This window comes from Nocardioides sp. (assembly GCF_035547795.1).
GTDB lineage: Bacteria > Actinomycetota > Actinomycetes > Propionibacteriales > Nocardioidaceae > Nocardioides.
On record NZ_DASZUF010000120.1, the window covers coordinates 1 to 16,394 of the forward strand.

At 71.9% G+C, this 16,394-nt stretch carries 17 protein-coding genes; 9 read left to right on the forward strand and 8 right to left on the reverse strand.

Annotation, left to right across the window (positions count from 1 at the left end; all coding sequences use genetic code 11):
• Window positions 1-47: 47 nt before the first annotated feature.
• The 8 genes from VHA72_RS08080 to VHA72_RS08115 are packed head-to-tail and all read left to right on the forward strand — an operon-like array spanning window position 48 to window position 8,984.
• Complete coding sequence (locus VHA72_RS08080; protein ID WP_325574046.1) at window positions 48-1,025, forward strand: ABC transporter permease; 978 nt, start codon at window positions 48-50, stop codon at window positions 1,023-1,025.
• Window positions 1,022-1,915 (forward strand): ABC transporter permease, encoded by an 894-nt coding sequence (locus VHA72_RS08085; protein WP_325574048.1) that lies wholly within the window; start codon window positions 1,022-1,024, stop codon window positions 1,913-1,915. Before VHA72_RS08080 ends, VHA72_RS08085 begins: the two co-directional genes overlap by 4 nt.
• Entirely contained in the window at window positions 1,915-2,853 is a 939-nt protein-coding gene (gene murQ / locus VHA72_RS08090; RefSeq protein WP_325574050.1) for an N-acetylmuramic acid 6-phosphate etherase, read from the forward strand. Before VHA72_RS08085 ends, murQ begins: the two co-directional genes overlap by 1 nt.
• Window positions 2,850-4,052 (forward strand): anhydro-N-acetylmuramic acid kinase, encoded by a 1,203-nt coding sequence (locus tag VHA72_RS08095; RefSeq protein WP_325574052.1) that lies wholly within the window; start codon window positions 2,850-2,852, stop codon window positions 4,050-4,052. The genes murQ and VHA72_RS08095 overlap by 4 nt, the downstream gene beginning before the upstream one ends.
• Window positions 4,049-5,236, forward strand: coding sequence for a serine hydrolase domain-containing protein (locus VHA72_RS08100; protein ID WP_325574054.1), 1,188 nt, complete (start codon window positions 4,049-4,051; stop codon window positions 5,234-5,236). Before VHA72_RS08095 ends, VHA72_RS08100 begins: the two co-directional genes overlap by 4 nt.
• Window positions 5,233-6,855, forward strand: a complete 1,623-nt coding sequence (locus VHA72_RS08105; RefSeq protein ID WP_325574056.1) for an ABC transporter ATP-binding protein — start codon at window positions 5,233-5,235, stop codon at window positions 6,853-6,855. The genes VHA72_RS08100 and VHA72_RS08105 overlap by 4 nt, the downstream gene beginning before the upstream one ends.
• Window positions 6,856-6,862: 7 nt before the next feature.
• Complete coding sequence (locus tag VHA72_RS08110; protein WP_325574058.1) at window positions 6,863-8,215, forward strand: FAD-binding oxidoreductase; 1,353 nt, start codon at window positions 6,863-6,865, stop codon at window positions 8,213-8,215.
• 10 nt (window positions 8,216-8,225) lie between these two features.
• Window positions 8,226-8,984 carry a serine hydrolase gene (locus VHA72_RS08115; RefSeq protein WP_325574060.1) on the forward strand — a complete coding sequence of 253 codons (759 nt, stop codon included), beginning with the start codon at window positions 8,226-8,228 and terminating at the stop codon, window positions 8,982-8,984.
• On the opposite strand, the gene VHA72_RS08120 is transcribed toward VHA72_RS08115, so the two are convergent.
• From VHA72_RS08120 to VHA72_RS08135, 4 genes are read right to left on the reverse strand one after another with little or no spacing between them, the layout of a single operon-like run.
• Entirely contained in the window at window positions 8,908-9,390 is a 483-nt protein-coding gene (locus tag VHA72_RS08120) for a CBS domain-containing protein (RefSeq protein WP_325574062.1), read from the reverse strand. The two genes, VHA72_RS08115 and VHA72_RS08120, sit on opposite strands and share 77 nt — an antisense overlap.
• Complete coding sequence (locus tag VHA72_RS08125) at window positions 9,390-11,858, reverse strand: molybdopterin-dependent oxidoreductase (RefSeq protein WP_325574064.1); 2,469 nt, start codon at window positions 11,856-11,858, stop codon at window positions 9,390-9,392. Before VHA72_RS08125 ends, VHA72_RS08120 begins: the two co-directional genes overlap by 1 nt.
• On the reverse strand, window positions 11,858-12,307 hold the full coding sequence (locus tag VHA72_RS08130) for an SRPBCC family protein (protein ID WP_325574066.1): 450 nt from the start codon (window positions 12,305-12,307) through the stop codon (window positions 11,858-11,860). Before VHA72_RS08130 ends, VHA72_RS08125 begins: the two co-directional genes overlap by 1 nt.
• A gap of 25 nt (window positions 12,308-12,332) precedes the next feature.
• Complete coding sequence (locus VHA72_RS08135) at window positions 12,333-13,592, reverse strand: NADH:flavin oxidoreductase/NADH oxidase family protein (protein WP_325574068.1); 1,260 nt, start codon at window positions 13,590-13,592, stop codon at window positions 12,333-12,335.
• A gap of 65 nt (window positions 13,593-13,657) precedes the next feature.
• Between VHA72_RS08135 and VHA72_RS08140 the strand changes: the two genes are divergently transcribed.
• Window positions 13,658-14,224: a TetR/AcrR family transcriptional regulator gene (locus VHA72_RS08140; RefSeq protein WP_325574070.1), complete on the forward strand. Its 567-nt coding sequence runs from the start codon at window positions 13,658-13,660 to the stop codon at window positions 14,222-14,224.
• A gap of 134 nt (window positions 14,225-14,358) precedes the next feature.
• Here VHA72_RS08140 and VHA72_RS08145 read toward each other — a convergent pair whose 3' ends face one another.
• The 4 genes from VHA72_RS08145 to VHA72_RS08160 form a co-directional block, all read right to left on the reverse strand.
• Complete coding sequence (locus VHA72_RS08145; RefSeq protein WP_325574072.1) at window positions 14,359-14,529, reverse strand: nucleotidyltransferase domain-containing protein; 171 nt, start codon at window positions 14,527-14,529, stop codon at window positions 14,359-14,361.
• 68 nt (window positions 14,530-14,597) lie between these two features.
• Window positions 14,598-14,738: a hypothetical protein gene (locus VHA72_RS16520; RefSeq protein ID WP_414689772.1), complete on the reverse strand. Its 141-nt coding sequence runs from the start codon at window positions 14,736-14,738 to the stop codon at window positions 14,598-14,600.
• Window positions 14,739-15,224: 486 nt separating this feature from the next.
• Window positions 15,225-15,620, reverse strand: coding sequence for a hypothetical protein (locus VHA72_RS08155; protein ID WP_325574076.1), 396 nt, complete (start codon window positions 15,618-15,620; stop codon window positions 15,225-15,227).
• The gene (locus tag VHA72_RS08160; protein WP_325574078.1) at window positions 15,617-16,207 is read right to left on the reverse strand and encodes a nucleotidyltransferase domain-containing protein; all 591 of its coding nucleotides are present in this window, start codon (window positions 16,205-16,207) and stop codon (window positions 15,617-15,619) included. The genes VHA72_RS08155 and VHA72_RS08160 overlap by 4 nt, the downstream gene beginning before the upstream one ends.
• Between the last annotated feature and the right edge of the window lie 187 nt (window positions 16,208-16,394).

Sequence of the window (16,394 nt, forward strand, 5' to 3'; positions counted from 1 at the left end):
AGCGGACGCGAGTCCGCTCCCGACTCGACTCTCGGTAAGCGACTGCTATGAAACTCGCAAGCGCCTTCGGGCGTCATCCCGTCACGCGGCGGATCGGCGAGGCCATCGTGACCCTCGTCGGCGTCTCGATCCTCACCTTCGTGCTGCTGCGGGTCGTCCCCGGCAACCAGGTCACCGCGTCGTACGGCATCGCTGCCGGCGAGCTCTCGCCCGCTCAGGTGCACTCGCTCGAGGCGTACTACGGCCTGGACAAGCCGCTCGTGGTGCAGTACTTCGACTGGCTCGGCGGCGTGCTGACCGGCCATCTCGGCGTGTCGACGACCTCCCACCTCTCGGTGCTGTCCATGACCCGGCAGGCGCTGCCGAACACGATCGAGCTGGCCCTGTTGGGCATCCTGGTCGGCCTCGTCCTCGGCGTCCCGGGCGGCCTGCTGGCGGCCAGCCGTCCCGGTCGGCTGCGGGACAGCTCGACCCAGATGGTCAGCCTGGTCGCGCTGTCGATCCCGTCGTTCCTGCTGGCCACCGCCGTCGCCAGCTGGCTGGCCAACAACCTGGGCTGGTACCCGAACGGCAAGGGCTTCCGGACGCTGTTCGACGACCCCGGTCTCAACCTGCAGCAGATGCTGCTGCCGGCGGTCGTGCTGGGCATCAGCGTGGCGCCGCCGGTGCTGCAGACCACCCGCGCGGCCATCCTCGCGATCCGGGCCGAGGACTTCGTCCGCACGGCGCGGGCCAAGGGCGTGTCCGGCCGGCGACTGGAGGTGCGGCACATCCTGCGCAACGCGCTCATCCCGGTGGTCACCATGAGCGGCCTCCAGCTCGGCTTCCTGCTCGGTGGCGCGCTGGTGGTGGAGCAGATCTTCGCGATCCCCGGCATCGGCCGGCAGGTGCTGCTCGGACTCAACCAGAAGGAGTACGCCGTCGTGCAGAGCACCGTGCTCGTCATCGCGGCCATGTTCGTCCTGATCAACCTGCTCACCGATCTGGTCTACCGGGTCGTCGACCCCCGGGTGCGAGTGCGATGAGTACGACGAGCGACATCTCGAACGTCCCCGAGATCCGCACCGACGCCAGCGCTCGCTCGCGAGCGTGGATCGCGGCGTTCCGGAGCCCCATCGGGATCGCCGGCGTGGTGTTGATGCTGATCATCGTGGTGCTGGCGCTGATGGCCGTCTTCGGCCTGACCCCGCACGACCCCGCTCGGCAGAACGTCGCCGAGTCGCTGCAGGGCCCCAGCGGCTCGCACTGGTTCGGCACCGACCAGTTCGGCCGCGACGTCTTCGCCAGGGTGGCCAGCGGGATGGCCAACTCGCTGCGGGTCGCACTGGTCTCGGTCGCCGCGGCGTCGGTGATCGGCGTACTCCTCGGAGTCGTCGCCGGCTACTACCAGGGCATCGCGGACCGCGCCGTCGGCGTCGTGACGAACGTGCTCTTCGCCTTCCCGCCGCTGCTGCTCGCGCTCGCCCTGGCGGCGACCCTGCAGCGCAGCTGGGTCACGGTGAGCCTCTCCATCGCGATCGTCTACGTCCCGATCTTCGCCCGAGTCGCACGCGGCCCGGTGCTCACCCTGCGCAACGCCGAGTACGTGCTGGCCGCGACCGCCATCGGGCGCAGCCGAATGTCCACCCTGTTCCGGCACGTCCTGCCCAACATGCGCAGCATCCTCGTCGTCCAGGTGACGCTGTCGCTCTCCTGGGCGATCCTGACCGAGGCATCGCTGAGCTTCCTCGGCTTCGGCACACCGCCGCCGGCCGCGTCCCTGGGCGGGATGGTCTACGACGCCCAGTCCCTGGTCAGCGTCGCTCCCTGGATGCTGCTGTTCCCCGGGGCTGCGCTGATGGTCGCCGTGATCGGGCTCAACCTTCTCGGCGACAGCCTCCGGGCCGCCCTCGACCCCAAGACAGGAGCCCGCTGATGGCCACCAACCACACCGACCTGGAGGACCTCGACGAGCTCCTCACCGAGGCGGTGGCCGACCGGAGCCTGATGCTCGACGAGCTGGCCGTCGGCGAGCTGGTCGCGCTGATGAACGACCGGGACGCGACGATCCCGGCGGCGGTGCGGCGGGCGCTGCCGACCATCACCGCGGCGATCGAGGAGACCAGCGAGCGGATGCGCCGCGGCGGCCGGCTGATCTACGTGGGCGCCGGCACGTCCGGTCGCCTGGGCGTCCTGGACGCCTCCGAGGTGCCGCCCACCTTCGGCACCGACCAGGGCGTGGTCGTCGGCCTGATCGCCGGCGGGCCGGTGGCGATCATGAGCGCGGTCGAGGCCGCCGAGGACAGCGCCGAGGCCGGAGCCGTGGACGTCGCGGCCCTCGATGTGGGCCCGGACGACACCGTCGTCGGCATCGCCTCCAGCGGACGTACGCCGTACGTCCTCGGCGCGCTGCGGTACGCCGCCGAGCGCGGCGCGCTCACCGTCGGGATCTCGTGCAACCTCAACACGCCGGTCTCGGCCGCGGCACGACACGGGATCGAGGTCGCTGTCGGGCCCGAGGTGGTCACCGGATCGACCCGGCTGGCCGCGGGGACGGCGACGAAGATGATCCTCAACATGTTCTCGACGATCACCATGATCCGGATGGGGAAGACCTACCGCACCCTGATGGTCGACGTGAAGGCCACCAACGCGAAGCTGGTCCGCCGGGCCATCCGGATCGTGACGCTGGCGACCGGCGTGGGGGAGGACCGGGCCGAGCGTGCGCTCGACGCGGCCGACTGGAACGCCAAGGTCGCGATCGCCATGCTGGCCTCCGGCCTGGATGCCGAGCAGGCCCGGGCCGCCCTGGACGCCGCGGACGGCTTCCTCGGCCGGATCGTCGACCGGCCGGCGGGGGAGGAGGCCCGATGAGGATCCTCGGCATGATCTCGGGCACGTCCCACGACGGGATCGACATCGCGATCGTCGACTTCCAGCCGGACGGCCAGGCGCTGGTGGCTCGGCTGGAGTACGCCGACTCGGTGCCGTACGACGGCGACCTGCGCCGCCGGCTCATCGACGCGCTGCCGCCGGCCCCGGTCGGGTTCGACGTGGTCTGCGAGCTGGACACGCGCATCGGGCAGTCCTTCGGCGCGGCGGCCGCCGCCGCGCTCGCCCGACACGCCGAGCGACACGCAGATGCCCCGGTGGACGCGGTCTGCTCGCATGGCCAGACCGTCTTCCACTGGGTGGCGGACGGCCGTGCCGAGGGCACGCTGCAGATCGGACAGCCCGCCTGGATCGCCTCCGCGACCGGCCTGCCCGTCATCGCCGACGTGCGGGCGGCCGACGTGGCCGCGGGTGGGCAGGGGGCGCCGCTGGTGCCGGTGCTCGACCAGCTGCTGTTGCAGGGCTTCGTGGCCGACGGGGCCCGCGCCGGCGCGCTCAACCTCGGCGGCATCTCCAACGTCACCGTCTGCGCGCCCGGTGCCGCCCCGACCGCCTGGGACATCGGCCCCGCCAACGCCCTGATCGACGCCGTGGTGACGGCCTCGCCCGACACCAGCGACACGTTCGACCGCGACGGGCGGCTGGCTCGGGCCGGCGCGGTCGTACCGGAGCTGCTGGAGGTGCTGCTCGCCGAGCCCTACTACGCGCTGCCGGCGCCGAAGAGCTCGGGCAAGGAGCTGTTCCACCTCGCGTACGTCGAGCAGGCGCTCGCCACGGCGGGCGTCGCCCCGTCGCTGCCGGACCTGGTCGCCACGCTGACCGAGCTGACCGCGGTGACCGTCGCCGACGCGGTCCGGGCCAGTGGGCTCGAGGTCCTGGTGGCCTCGGGCGGCGGGGTCCGCAACCCGGCGCTGATGGAGCGCCTGGCCGGCCAGCTGCCCGGCGTGCGGCTGCTGACCGCCGACGACCTGGGCATCCCCTCGGACGCGAAGGAGGCGATCGCCTTCGCACTGATCGGGTGGGCGACGCTGCACGGCCTGCCCGCCAACGTGCCCAGCTGCACCGGTGCCAGCGGCCCGCGCGTGCTCGGCAGTCTCACGCCCGCCCCCGGTCGGCCGGTGCCGGCGACGACCACGGCGTCGTGGCCGGGCTCGCTGCGGTTCCAGGAGCCGGACCGGTGAGCCGCCCGTCCCAGGCCCTGACGGAGGTGGCGACCAGAACCGTCGCTCGGCTCCGTGCCCCCGACGCGCCCGGCCGCCGTCCGGCCAGCGCCGCGGTCGGGATCAGGACGGCCGCGGGCCAGGCGGTCGCCGTTGACGGCTGGGCCGTGCTGCCCGGCGCCGGAGAACCCGGCACCCCGATGAGCCGCGATCTGCTGCTGGACGTCGCCTCGGTGACCAAGGTGGCGGCCACCACCACGCTCGCGATGCTCCTGGTCGACGCCGGCGAGCTCGATCTCGACACGCCCGCGGCGCGTTACCTGCCGGCGCTCGACCGCGACGTACGGCGCCGGATCACCCTCGAGCAGCTGCTCACCCACACCGCGGGCCTGCAGCCGTGGTGGCCGCTCTACGTCGAGCACACCGACCGGGCCGCCGCGCTGGCCGCCGCGGCGGGGCTGCCGCTGGCCGCGGAGCCGGGCACGACCTGGTGCTACTCCGACCTCGGCCTGATGCTCGCCGGCCAGGTCGTCGAGACGGTGACGGGTCTGGGCCTGGCCGAGGCGTTCGCGACCATGATCGCGCAGCCGCTGGGCCTGACCGCGCGCTACGGCCCGGTGCCGCCGTCGGCGGCCGCGACCAGTGCGGACAGCGACGCCTACGAGCACGCCATGGTCGGCACCGGGACGCCGTACCCGGTGCCCTACCGGCCGACCGACTTCGCCGGCTGGCGCGCCGGCCCGGTCCGCGGCGCCGCCAACGACGGCAACGCCGCCCACGCCCTCGCCGGCGTCTCGGGCCATGCCGGCTTGTTCGCGACCGTCGACGACCTGCTGCGGCTCGGCTCGGCCGTGCGCGGCGGCGAGGTCGTGACCGACGCGACGCTGGCCCGCTTCGCCACCCCGAGCCGGCTCCATCCGGAGCAGGCGGTCGGCTTCCGGCGCACCCGGCTCGAGGAGGCGGGCGTGACGCTGCTGCACCACGGCGGTTTCACCGGCACCTTCTTCGCCGTCGGGCTGGAGACCGAGTTGGTGGTGGCCGGTGGCGCGATGCGGTTGCACGGCACGCTCGGCCCGATCCCTGCCGCCGGCGCGTTCGCCGACACCACCGGCCTGCTGCAAAGCCAGCAGATCCAGGACCATCTGCTCGACGCCGCCCGGACAGCGCTCGAGCTCGCCGCACCCACCATCCTCGAGGAACGATGAGCCCGCACAAGCCAGCCCTCAAGATCGAGGGAGTCTCTGTCACCTTCACCACCTCGCGCGGATCGGTCGAGGCCATCCGCGACGTCAGCCTCGAGGTCTTCCCGGGGGAGACTGTCGCGATCGTCGGCGAGTCCGGCTCGGGCAAGTCGACACTGGCGGCCTGCGTGAACCGGCTGCTGGCCGACAACGGCCGGATCTCCAGCGGCACGATCACCCTGGGCGACCTCGACATCACGGCCGCCAGCGAGCGGAGCATGACGGCGATCCGGGGTAACCGGATCGGTCTGGTCCCGCAGGACCCGATGACCAACCTCAACCCGGTGATGACGATCGGGGCGCAGATCGTCGAGGCGCTGGAGATCCACGGCCGTGCCCGCGGCAAGGCCGCTCAGCAGCAGGCGATCGGCCTGCTCGAGCAGGCCGGGATCACCGACCCGGCCGCCCGCTTCCACCAGTACCCGCACGAGTTCTCGGGCGGGATGCGGCAGCGGGTGCTGATCGCGATGGCGCTGGCCTGCAAGCCCGACGTACTCCTCGCCGACGAGCCGACGTCGGCGCTCGACGTCACCGTGCAGCGGCTGGTGCTGGACCAGATGGAGCAGCTCGCCTCCGAGATGGGCGCCGCCGTCCTGCTGATCACCCACGACCTCGCCCTGGCCGCCGAGCGCGCCGACCGCGTCGTGGTGATGTACCGCGGCGAGATCGTGGAGACCGGCCCCGCGGAGCAGATCGTCTCCGACCCGCAGCACGACTACACCCGTAGGCTGCTGGCCGCGGCCCCGGGGATGGCCAGTGCCAAGGTGATCGAGCAGTCCGACGCCGACACCGCCGACGAGCCGGAGACGCTGCTGGAGGTGGTCGGCGCGGTGAAGAAGTATCGGGTCCGGGGGCGCTCCGAGCCGTTCGTCGCCGCCGACGGCGTGGACCTGCGGGTGCCGCGCGGACGAACCGTCGCCATCGTGGGGGAGTCCGGGTCGGGGAAGTCCACCACCGCCCGGCTGGCGCTTCGGCTCGAGCGGGCCGACGGCGGGTCCGTGCGCTACCGCGGCACCGACGTGTCGAAGGTCCGCGGCGAGGAGTTGTTGCGGTTCCGCCGCTCGGTCCAGCCGGTCTTCCAGAACCCGTTCGCCTCCCTCGACCCTCGTTACACCATCGGCCAGGTCGTCGCCGAGCCGCTGGTCGTCCACCGGATCGGCGACCGGGCCAGTCGCCGTACGGCGGTGCTGGACCTGCTGGACAAGGTCGCGCTGCCGGCGGCCTTCGCCGACCGCTACCCGCACGAGCTCTCCGGGGGCCAGCGGCAGCGGGTCGCGATCGCACGGGCGCTGGCGCTGGAGCCGGAGCTGGTGGTGATGGACGAGGCGGTCAGCGCCCTCGACGTGCTCGTGCAGGAGCAGATCCTGGACCTGATGGTCACGCTGCAGCGCGAGCTCGGGCTGTCCTATCTGTTCATCAGCCACGACCTCGCGGTGGTCCGGCTGGTCTCGCACCAGGTCTATGTGATGCGCGCCGGCCGGGTGGTCGAGACCGGCACACCGGAGCAGATCTTCGAGGCCCCGCGCGAGGAGTACACCCGGCAGCTGATCGCGGCGATCCCCGGCCGTGAGCTGTTGGTCTGAGGCGCCGATGAGCGACTTCCTCTCCCGACTGGCCGCGGCCGTCCCTGCGGTGACCACCGACCCGGACGCGATGGAGGCCTACCGCCGCGACCAGTGCCTGCTCGCCGAGGCCGGCCGACCGCTGGCGGTGGTCAAGGCCGGCAGCGTCGAGGACGTCGTCGCGGTGGTCGGTCTGTGCCGGCAGTACGGCGTACCGCTGGTCACCCGTGGTGCCGGCACCGGGCTCGCCGGCGGGGCCAATGCCCTCGACGGCGGTGTCGTGCTGGTGATGGCCGGCATGGACCGCATCCTCGAGATCGACGAGGTCGCCCGGACCGCGCGCGTCGAGCCCGGCGTGATCAACGCCGACCTGGATCGCGCCGCTGCCGCCGCCGGGCTCTGGTACGTCCCCGACCCGGGCAGCCGCGAGATCTGCTCGATCGGCGGCAACCTGGCCACCAACGCCGGCGGCATGTGCTGCGCGAAGTACGGCACCACCCAGGACCACGTGCTCGAGCTGACCGCCGTGCTCGGCACCGGCGAGGTGATCCGGACCGGGCGCGCGACGCGCAAGAACGTCGTCGGCCTCGACCTCACCCGTCTCCTGGTCGGCTCCGAGGGCACGCTGGGCGTCATCGTCGAGGCCACCGTCCGGCTGCGGCCGCGACCGCAGGGGCTGGCCACGGTGGCCGCGACGTTCCCCAGCGTCCAGGCGGCGATCGACCTGGTGCTGGCCCTCGGTCGGGAGGGTGACGCGGCGGCGATCGAGCTGATGGACCGCACCACCGTGCGGGCCGTCAACGCGATGACGCGGATGGGTCTCGACGAGGAGGCCGGGGCGGTGCTGCTGGCGCAGTTCGACGGCGCCGACGCGGCGGCCCGGGCGCAGCGGTGTGCCGAACTGGCGGCGGCGTTCGGGGCGGAGGCGTTCGCCACCGACGACCCCGCCGAGGGCTCCGCGCTGATGGAGGCGCGCCGAGCCGCGCTGCCCGCCATCGAGCGGCTGGGTGCCACGCTGCTCGACGACGTGTGCGTCGGGACCCACCGGCTGCCCGCGCTGATCGCCGCGGTGGAGGAGATCGCCGCCCGGCACGGCGTCGCGATCGGCACCTTCGGCCATGCCGCGGACGGCAACCTGCATCCCACCATCGTCTACGACCCGGCCGATCCCGCCGCGCAGCGGGCCGCCCGGGCGGCGTTCGACGAGGTGCTCGGTGCCGCCCTGGCGCTCGGCGGCACCATTACCGGCGAGCACGGCGTGGGCAGCCTCAAGGCGCCGTACGTCGTCCGCCAGGTGGGCGCCACCGAGCGCGAGCTGATGGTCCGGATCAAGGCCGCCTTCGACCCGGCCGGCATCCTCAACCCCGGACGCGGCTTCTAGCCTCGACATCGTGATCTCGTACTGGTTCGGCGGGGTCGACGGCGCCGCGGTGGCGGTCCGCGAGGCCGCCGTGCCGCACTACGCGGCCAGCCTGATGAAGGTGCCGGTGGCGGTTGCGGCGTACCGCCTCGCCGACCGGGGCCTGCTCGACCTCGACACGGCGGTGCCGGTGCACGCGGAGTTCGCGTCGGTCGCGGGCGGGAGATTCGCGATGGATCCCGACAACGACCAGGATCCGCAGACGTGGGCGGCCCTGGGCGGCGAGCTGCCGCTGCGCGAGCTGGCTCGTCGCAGCCTCACCCACTCCGGCAACCTCGCCGCCAACCTGGTCCTGGAGCGGACCGGGCTCGCCGCGGTCGCCGACGTGTTCGCCGCCGCCGGGTGCAGCTCGGCCACGACGGTGACCCGAGGCATCGAGGACATCGCGGCGCAGGCCGCCGGGCGGGACAACCGGATCACGGCGTACGACGCGGCCCGGCTGCTGGCCGGCATCGCCACGCGCGGTCTGGCGAGCGCGCCCGCCTGCGCGGAGCTGGAAGCGGTGCTCGCCGCCCAGACCTGGCGCGCCGGCATCCCGCGCGGGCTGCCGGCCGGGGTGGCGGTGGCCAACAAGACCGGTTGGGTCGAGGGGGTGCGCCATGACATCGCCCTGGTGCGCGAGCCGCAGCGGCCTCCGGTGGTGATGGCGATCCTCACCACCGGGCTCGACGACGACGCCGCCGAGCAGCGGATCGCCGCCCTGGCCGGGAGGCTGTGGGCTCGCCGCTGAGGCCGCGCGCCGCGCGCATCTCGGCCACGCCGTCGTCGGTGCAGAAGCCGGTCAGGCCGCGCTTGAGACACAGCAGCCCGAGCAGCCGGGCGGAGCCGTCGACGACGGCCAGGCGTCGCAGGCCCCGTCCGGCCATGAGGGCATGAGCCGCCGCCAGAGGTACGGCGGGATCCACGGTGCGTCCGACCAGCGCGCCCAGCCCGGCCGCCGGGCCGTCCGGATCGGCGTCGGCGGCCACGTCGTCCCGGGTCAGGGTGGCGACCAGCACGCCGTCGCGCACCAGGAGCAACAGGTGGGTCTTGGGACTGGCGTCGAAGGCGGCGAGGGCGGCCCCGACGGTGAGGTCGGCGGCATGGACTGTCGGGCGACGCAGCATCGCGTCCCCGACCGTCCGCTGCGCCGCCATCAGACCGCTTCGATCCTCGCCGGGACGTACTTGTGCCACGGCGTGCCGGCGAGCGTGTCCCGGTAGCGGGCGCTGGTCAGCGTATTGACCGCCACCCCGGTGCGCTCCCGGGTGCCGTCCTCGGCGGGGTAGTCGAGGCCGAGGCCGTTGGGCAGCGAGACGTGGCCCGGTTGCATCATGTCCGTGATCTCCACCCCGACCTCCGCCGTACCGGCCTCGGTGGTGACGCGGGCTTGACCGCCGGCGGCGATGCCGAGCCGCTCGGCGTCGGCCGGGCTGATCCGCAGCGCCCCGCCGGCGTCGCGGCGACGCCAGGACGGATCGCGGATGATGTCGTTGGCGGTGAAGGAACGGCGCTCGCCGGCCATCAGGACGAACGGGAACTCCGCACTCGTCCACGACGAGGTCGCGCCGGTCAGCGCGCGCAGCTCGGGGAGCAACTCGGGGATCGCCACGGTGAAGCGGTGGTCCGCGCGCTTGACATAGTTCCAGGCATGCTCCCAGCCGTCGACGGTGAACGTGACGCCGGCGCGCTCGCGCAGGATCGCGTCGAAGAGCTTCTGACCCGGCTGGAGACCGGGGCCGTCGAAGCCGGCCCGTGCCACCGCGTCCGGGTAGGTCAGCGCGCACAGGTGCGCCGCACCCCACAACACCGCCGCGGCCCGGGCCCCGTCCGGCAGGGTGGGGCCGAGCGTCTCGTAGAGCACATAGCCAGCCTGCCTCATCAGGGAAGGGTCGGCCGCGGCCGCGGAGAAGAACGCCAGCGCGAACGCGTCGATGCCGGCGGTCAGGGCCGTGCGCAGACGCTCCAGCAGGGCCTCGTCGACGGCGCCGATGGCGCGCATGACCCGGGCATAGATCTCCGGCTCGGGCAGCGTGCCGGGCCGTGGGTCGAGCAGTGGCGCGCGCAGCTGGAAGGAGTTGCACGGGAACTCCATGTTGAAGAACGTGCACTCCCACTTCTCGAACTGGGACGACGCGGGCAGCACGTAGTCGGCTCGACGCGCGGTCTCGGTGAACGCCACGTCGACCACGACCGTCAGGTCGCAGGCGGCCATCGCCTCCTGGAAGCGCTGGGACTGGGGGAGCGAGTGAGCCGGGTTGGAGCTGTCGATCCAGATGGCACGCAGCCGATCGGGGTGATCGGTGAGGATCTCGTCGGCGATCGAGTTGCACGGCATCATGCCGGCGATGATCCGAGCACCCGTCACCGGCGTGACGCGGGTGGCGGCGGGATAGGCGTCCGCGGCGAGTCGATCGCTCAGCACGGGTGCGAGCTGCCCCAGCAGGGTCCGAGCCGCGACGTCGGTCAGCGCCCCGGGCACCGGCAGGCCCGCCGCCAGCGGCACTGCCCGGGAGACGACGCCGGCACCACCCGCGAGCGCGCGCCGGGCCAGCCGCTGCAGTGGGCCCGCGGCCGGACGTGGCGCGGTCCGTGGGTCCGCCGGCGGTGCGCCCGCGAGCGAGACGAACCAGGAGTGGAGGTACATCGTGCCGGGTCGGCCGAAGTTCCCGGTGAGGATCCACAGCAGCTTGTTGAGGTAGGACGTCAGCGTGCTGTTCGGCGCCTGCTGGACGCCGAGATCCTCGTACGTCGCCGCGCTGGCGGCGGTCGCGAACCGCCGGGTGGCGGCGCGGATGAGGTCCTCGGGTACGCCGCAGACCTCGGCGTACTCGCCGATCGGGATCTCGCGCAGCACGGCGACAACCTCCTCGGCGCCGTCGGTGTGCTCGGTGACGAAGTCGTGGTCCAGGAGATCCTCCTCGACCAGCACGCCCAGCATCGCGGCCAGCAGCCAGGCATCGGTGCCCGGGCGGACCTGCAGGTGGAAGTCGGCGAGCTCGGCGGTCTCGCTGCGGCGCGGGTCGACCACGATCATGGCGCGGTCGGGGTCGCGGGCGATCTCGCGCAGGACCGGGCGGGCACGCGGGAACGAGTGGGTCTGCCACGGGTTCTTGCCGAGGAACATCACCACCTCGGCATGCTCGAAGTCGCCCTTGCTGTGGGTCCCGTAGAGCTGGGCGTCGACCCAGGCCTCGCCGGTCTTCTCCTGCGCGAGGGCGTTGGAGTAGTACCTGGTGCCGAGCGCGGCACGCAGCGACTGGCCGTAGGCCGCCGGCAGGTGGTTGCCCTGCCCGCCACCGGAGTAGAAGAGGATCTTGTCGCCGCCGTGGGTGTCCCTGATCGCGGTCAGGCGTGCGGCGATCTCGGCGACGGCCGTGTCCCAGTCGATCTCCTCGTAGGTGCCGTCGTGGCGTCGGCGCAGTGGCGACGTCAGCCGGTCGCGGCTGTTCTGGTAGTGGTCCAGCCTCAGCGGCTTCTCGCAGGTGTAGCCCTGCGAGGCCGGGTGCTCCTTGTCGCCGCGGATCCTCGCCAGCCGGCCGTCGACGACCCACACCTCCAGGCCGCAGTTGCACTCGCACAGGATGCAGGCCGTCTTCTGCCACTCCATCGACATGGCGGACATCAGGCGGCCGTCTCGGCGATCGCGCGTTTCGCAACCTGGTCGAGGGTCATCTTGAAGATGGCCCTGAACGCGAGCGCGAAGGCCGGCTCGGCGACGGCCAGCAGTGGGCTCCTCAGGCCGAAGACGGTGGTCCAGGTGACCTTGGTGCCCCCGGGCGCCTCGACGAACTCCACTCGGCCGAGCTCGTGCTCGGACCTAGGGCGGGAGTCGCGGATGCGGTACTCCATCAGGTGCGGTCGCTCAAATGCCGTGATCTCCTCGCGGAGCGTGATCAGACCGCCGTTGACGACGCGTACGGCGCCGAGGCCGTTCTTCTCCGTCTTCCCGGGTACGACGACCTTGGCCGAGATCACCATCGGCAGGTCGGCCAGCCGCTCGTGGTCGGTGTAGGCCTCGAAGACGTGCTCGATCGGGGCCTTGATGGTCTTGGTGACGACGATGGTCTTCATCGATCTCCTTCTGGGTCCGTCGGGGTCAGGCGCGCGGGGAGCGCAGGCTCGCCAGGCCGTTGTTGAGCAGGTACTGACCGACGTTGACAGCGGCATGCCGGTTCGGGGCCGGCTCCTTGCCGGCCGCCATCCGCCACATCTGCACGCTGTAGTAGGTCAGCTCGGTGAGGTTGTCGAGCAACCGGATGCCGCTGCGCCGGGGAGTGACGAGGCTCGCGTCGACACGACCGGCCAGCAGGTCGGCGGGGAAGTCCGGCTGGACCGCGAGCGGTCGGCCCAGGCCCACGATGTCGATGGCGCCGGACTCGACGGCGTCGACCATGCCCTCCGCGGTCCGGAATCCGCCGGTGAGCATCAGCGGCAGGTCGGGCAGCTCGGCGCGGACCCGCTCGGCGTAGGAGAGGAAGTAGGCCTCGCGGCGGCGGGTGCTCTCCTTGAGCGACGGATCGACGCCGAGCATCGCGGCCGAGGCATAGGTGCCGCCGGAGATCTCCAGGAGGTTCAGGCCCTCCGCGGCGAGCGCATGGACGACCTCGATCGACTCGTCCTCGCCGAAGCCGCCGCGCTGGAAATCGGCGGAGTTGAGCTTGATGGTGACCGGCGTCGCCGGGCCGACTTCGGCGCGGATCGCGCGGAACACCTCCAGCACGAAACGCCGGCGCTTCTCCGGCGTACCTCCCCAGGCGTCGGTACGCCGGTTGGCGAGCGGGGAGAGGAACTGGCTGACCAGATAGCCGTGCGCGCCATGGATCTGGATGCCGTCGAAGCCGGCCTCGGTGACGATCGCCGCGGTTGTGGCGAAGCGCCGGATCAGATCCTCGATCTCGCGGCCGGTGAGCTCACGGGGCTTGGCGAAGACCCGCGCCGAGGCCGGCAGCGCGATCGGAGACGGCGCCACCGGCCGCGCGGTGAGCGTGCGCGGGGCCTGCCGGCCGGGATGATTGACCTGGACGAACGCCTTCGCTCCGCCGGACTTCGCGATCCGGGCCCACTCGGTGAGGTCCTCGACATGGCCCCGGTCCTCGACCACGACGTTGCCGGGCTCGCCGATCGCGGTCCGGTCGATCATCACGTTGCCGGTGATGGTCAGCCCCACCCCGCTGTCGGCCCAGCGCCGGTAGAGGCGCTTGATGCGCGAGCCGGGGGACAGGTCCCGGCGGCTCAGACCCTCGCTGAGCGCCGCCTTGGCGAGTCGGTTGGGGATCACGAAGCCGCTCGGCAACGCCAGCGGCTGCGCCAGGATCGAGCGGTCGAGCGACGGTGGGGCCGCCTGGGTAGACTGCATGGTCTACATACAAGCATGAAGTAGATCGATCGGTCTACCCAGCGGTAACAACGAAGGCGGATCCAATGCCCCCTGGCCCACGTCAGCGACTCATCAGCGCCGCCATCGAGCTGGTGCGTGAGCGCGGCGTCGAGGGCGCCGGTCTCACCGACCTCCTCGAGCGCAGCAGCAGTGCCCGCCGGTCGATCTACCAGCACTTCCCCGGCGGCAAGCTCGAGCTGATCGAGACCTCCACCCGCGCCGCCGGCGAGTGGATGAGGCGCGCGATCAGGCAGTTCGGTGCGGCGATGGACACCTCCACGCTGCTCGCCGAGACGATCCGTCAGATCGCGGCGAGCCTGGTGAGCTCGGACTACCGGCTCGGCTGTCCGATCGCCGCGGCGGCCGCGGTCTCGGCCGACGCCGCCGGCGTACGCGAGGCCGCTGCGGCGGTCTTCGCCGGCTGGGTCGAGGAGATCGAGGCGATGCTGGTGCGCGAGGGGCGGACCCAGGATGAGGCCCACTCGCTGGCCGGCTTCCTGGTCAGCGCCGTCGAGGGTGCGATGCTCTGCGCTCGCGCCACTCGCTCGACCGAGCCGCTCGACCAGGCCGTCGAGCACCTCACCCGGCTGCTGAGGGGACGAAGCAGCTGAGCTGGCCGGGGGTGATGGTTGCCGGTGGCGAGCTGCCGTCACCAGGGCCGTTCGAGCTCCTCGAGGCCGCCCACCGACTGACAAGCCCCCCGATGAAGCACGAGAAGCGCCGCCGAACGACCAACTCCTCGGGGTCAGGTGGAGCACATCGCAGTCGTTGCCCAGCGCTCGTGCACCGCTTGGGCGAGGTCGGCGCGGCCGTCCCAGTCCTGGTCCGCGATGACGACGAGGTCGACATCGCTGTCGCTGTGGGCCTCGCCACGGGCGACGGAGCCGAAGGCCAGGACGGCGTCTGCGTCAGTCACGGCTTCTGCGGCTACCGCGAGCTGGGTCGTGCTGGACTCACAGGGTCGCATGCGACCCGCGCCGCGCCCTACAACGCGCTTGGGAGAGATGCCCGGATGCGAGCCACGGCGTCAAAGGGCGTCAAAGAGTGGTTGCAGGTCTTGTCGATGACAGCCTGGACGATCTCGGGGCTGGTCGCGAAGTAGTGGTGGGCGAGAAAGTCGCGCATCCCTGCGATCCTGCTCCACGGGATCTGGTTCGCTCTCGGTCAGCTCCGGGCTGAGTGACTTCACGGCTTCCCCGATCTTCAGCAACCGCATCGCCACGGCGTCGAGGACGAGCTTGACAGAGATCGGTCCGTGACCACTGTCAGCTCGTTCGGAGTCGGTGGTCGCCTCGCGGCCTTTCATCATCGTCGCAAGCTCGTTGCGTACCCAGTCGATGCCGGCGAGGATCGTGCCGGGCGTCGCGGCGTGTGCCCAGCAGCGGAGGATCGCGATGAAGAGGCCCGGCTCGCCCGAGTGGTACACCGGCCGTAGTGCCGTCGACCGTCCGGGCGCCGCATCTCCATGGCGAAGTCGCCGAGGCCGTCGGGTGTGCTCAGGTCCAGCGTGATGCTGCTGCCGTCGGGCTGCGCGAACGCGTAGACAGGCGCATCCGGATCGAGCCGCTGCATGGAGCTCAACCTAGACGCCCGGTGTTGGTGTGGGATGCGTCAACGACCATCGATGATCTCTTCTGTGAGCTCGACAAGGATGCGCGCTCGCCGTACCAACGACGTTGCCTGAGCGGCTGTCGGGACCTTCGTGCCGTACTCCACGTCGCCCTTGAGCGCGATCAGTTCGCGGAGTGCCCTCTCGGCGGCAGGAGCGTCGGGTCGCCCGGACAGGGCCGCGCGCAGCTCTCCGGCCGCTTTGGCGTGGTCCTTGCTCTTGCTGGTCCTTCCGGTCAGCGCCGTCACGACGGCGTCCTTGGCGCTGATGCCGGCGTGGATCGCGTCTCCCGCCGCCGGTGTGAGGCGTTCGAGGTCGAGGTTGTCCTGCGCGGAGGCCAGATAGTCCCGCGCCTTTCGCAGGTACTGCCGCGCGTAGTTGAGACTCTCCGCTGTCACGATGCTGCCCTCCGCGCTCGGCGCGGCATCGCGCCGATCAGCGCCACGCCGTCACGCAGGATCTCGGCGACGACGGGTTCCCGCTCAGCCGGGGGGCGCGTGAAGTCCTCGGGCGTCAGGTGGAGCACGTCGCAGTCGTTGCCCAGGCGCTCGTGCACCGCCTGCGCGAGGTCGGCACGACCGTCCCACTCCTGGTCAGCGATGACGACAAGGTCGACATCGCTGACGCGGTGCGCCTCGCCGCGGGCGACGGAGCCGAAGACCAGGACGGCGTCTGCGTCGGTCACGGTGTCCGCGACCACCCGCTTGAGCATCTCGAGGGGGCTTCGGAGCGGGCTCAGATGTGCGATCGCCTCGTGCTGCTCGTTGATCCGATGGACCCCGGCTCGCCCGACGACCTCGGTGGTGGTGAGTCCGAGCTGCTCGAGGTCGCGGAGTGCCTGCTGGACGGCGCTCAGGCTGTGCTGCTCGCTCACCAAGGCGTGCACACGGCGTCCGGTGAGCGCGCCGCCGGTCCGCAGCAGAACGGCCAGGACGGCGCCGCGCGCGCCCGGAATGATCCCGCCGAAAGGCTGGCCGAAGTCCATGACTCAATCGTATCCCATGTGACTGATAAACCATTCATGTGACTGGAACAGGATTCGGGGCCGACGGCCGCGAGCAGAGCGGTGTCGGGGTCTCAAGACCCCGCGCATGTACCAGTCATGTAACAAGCCACCGACGAAGCACGAGAAACGCCGCCGAACGACCACGACGGTCGTCGGCGGCGTTTCC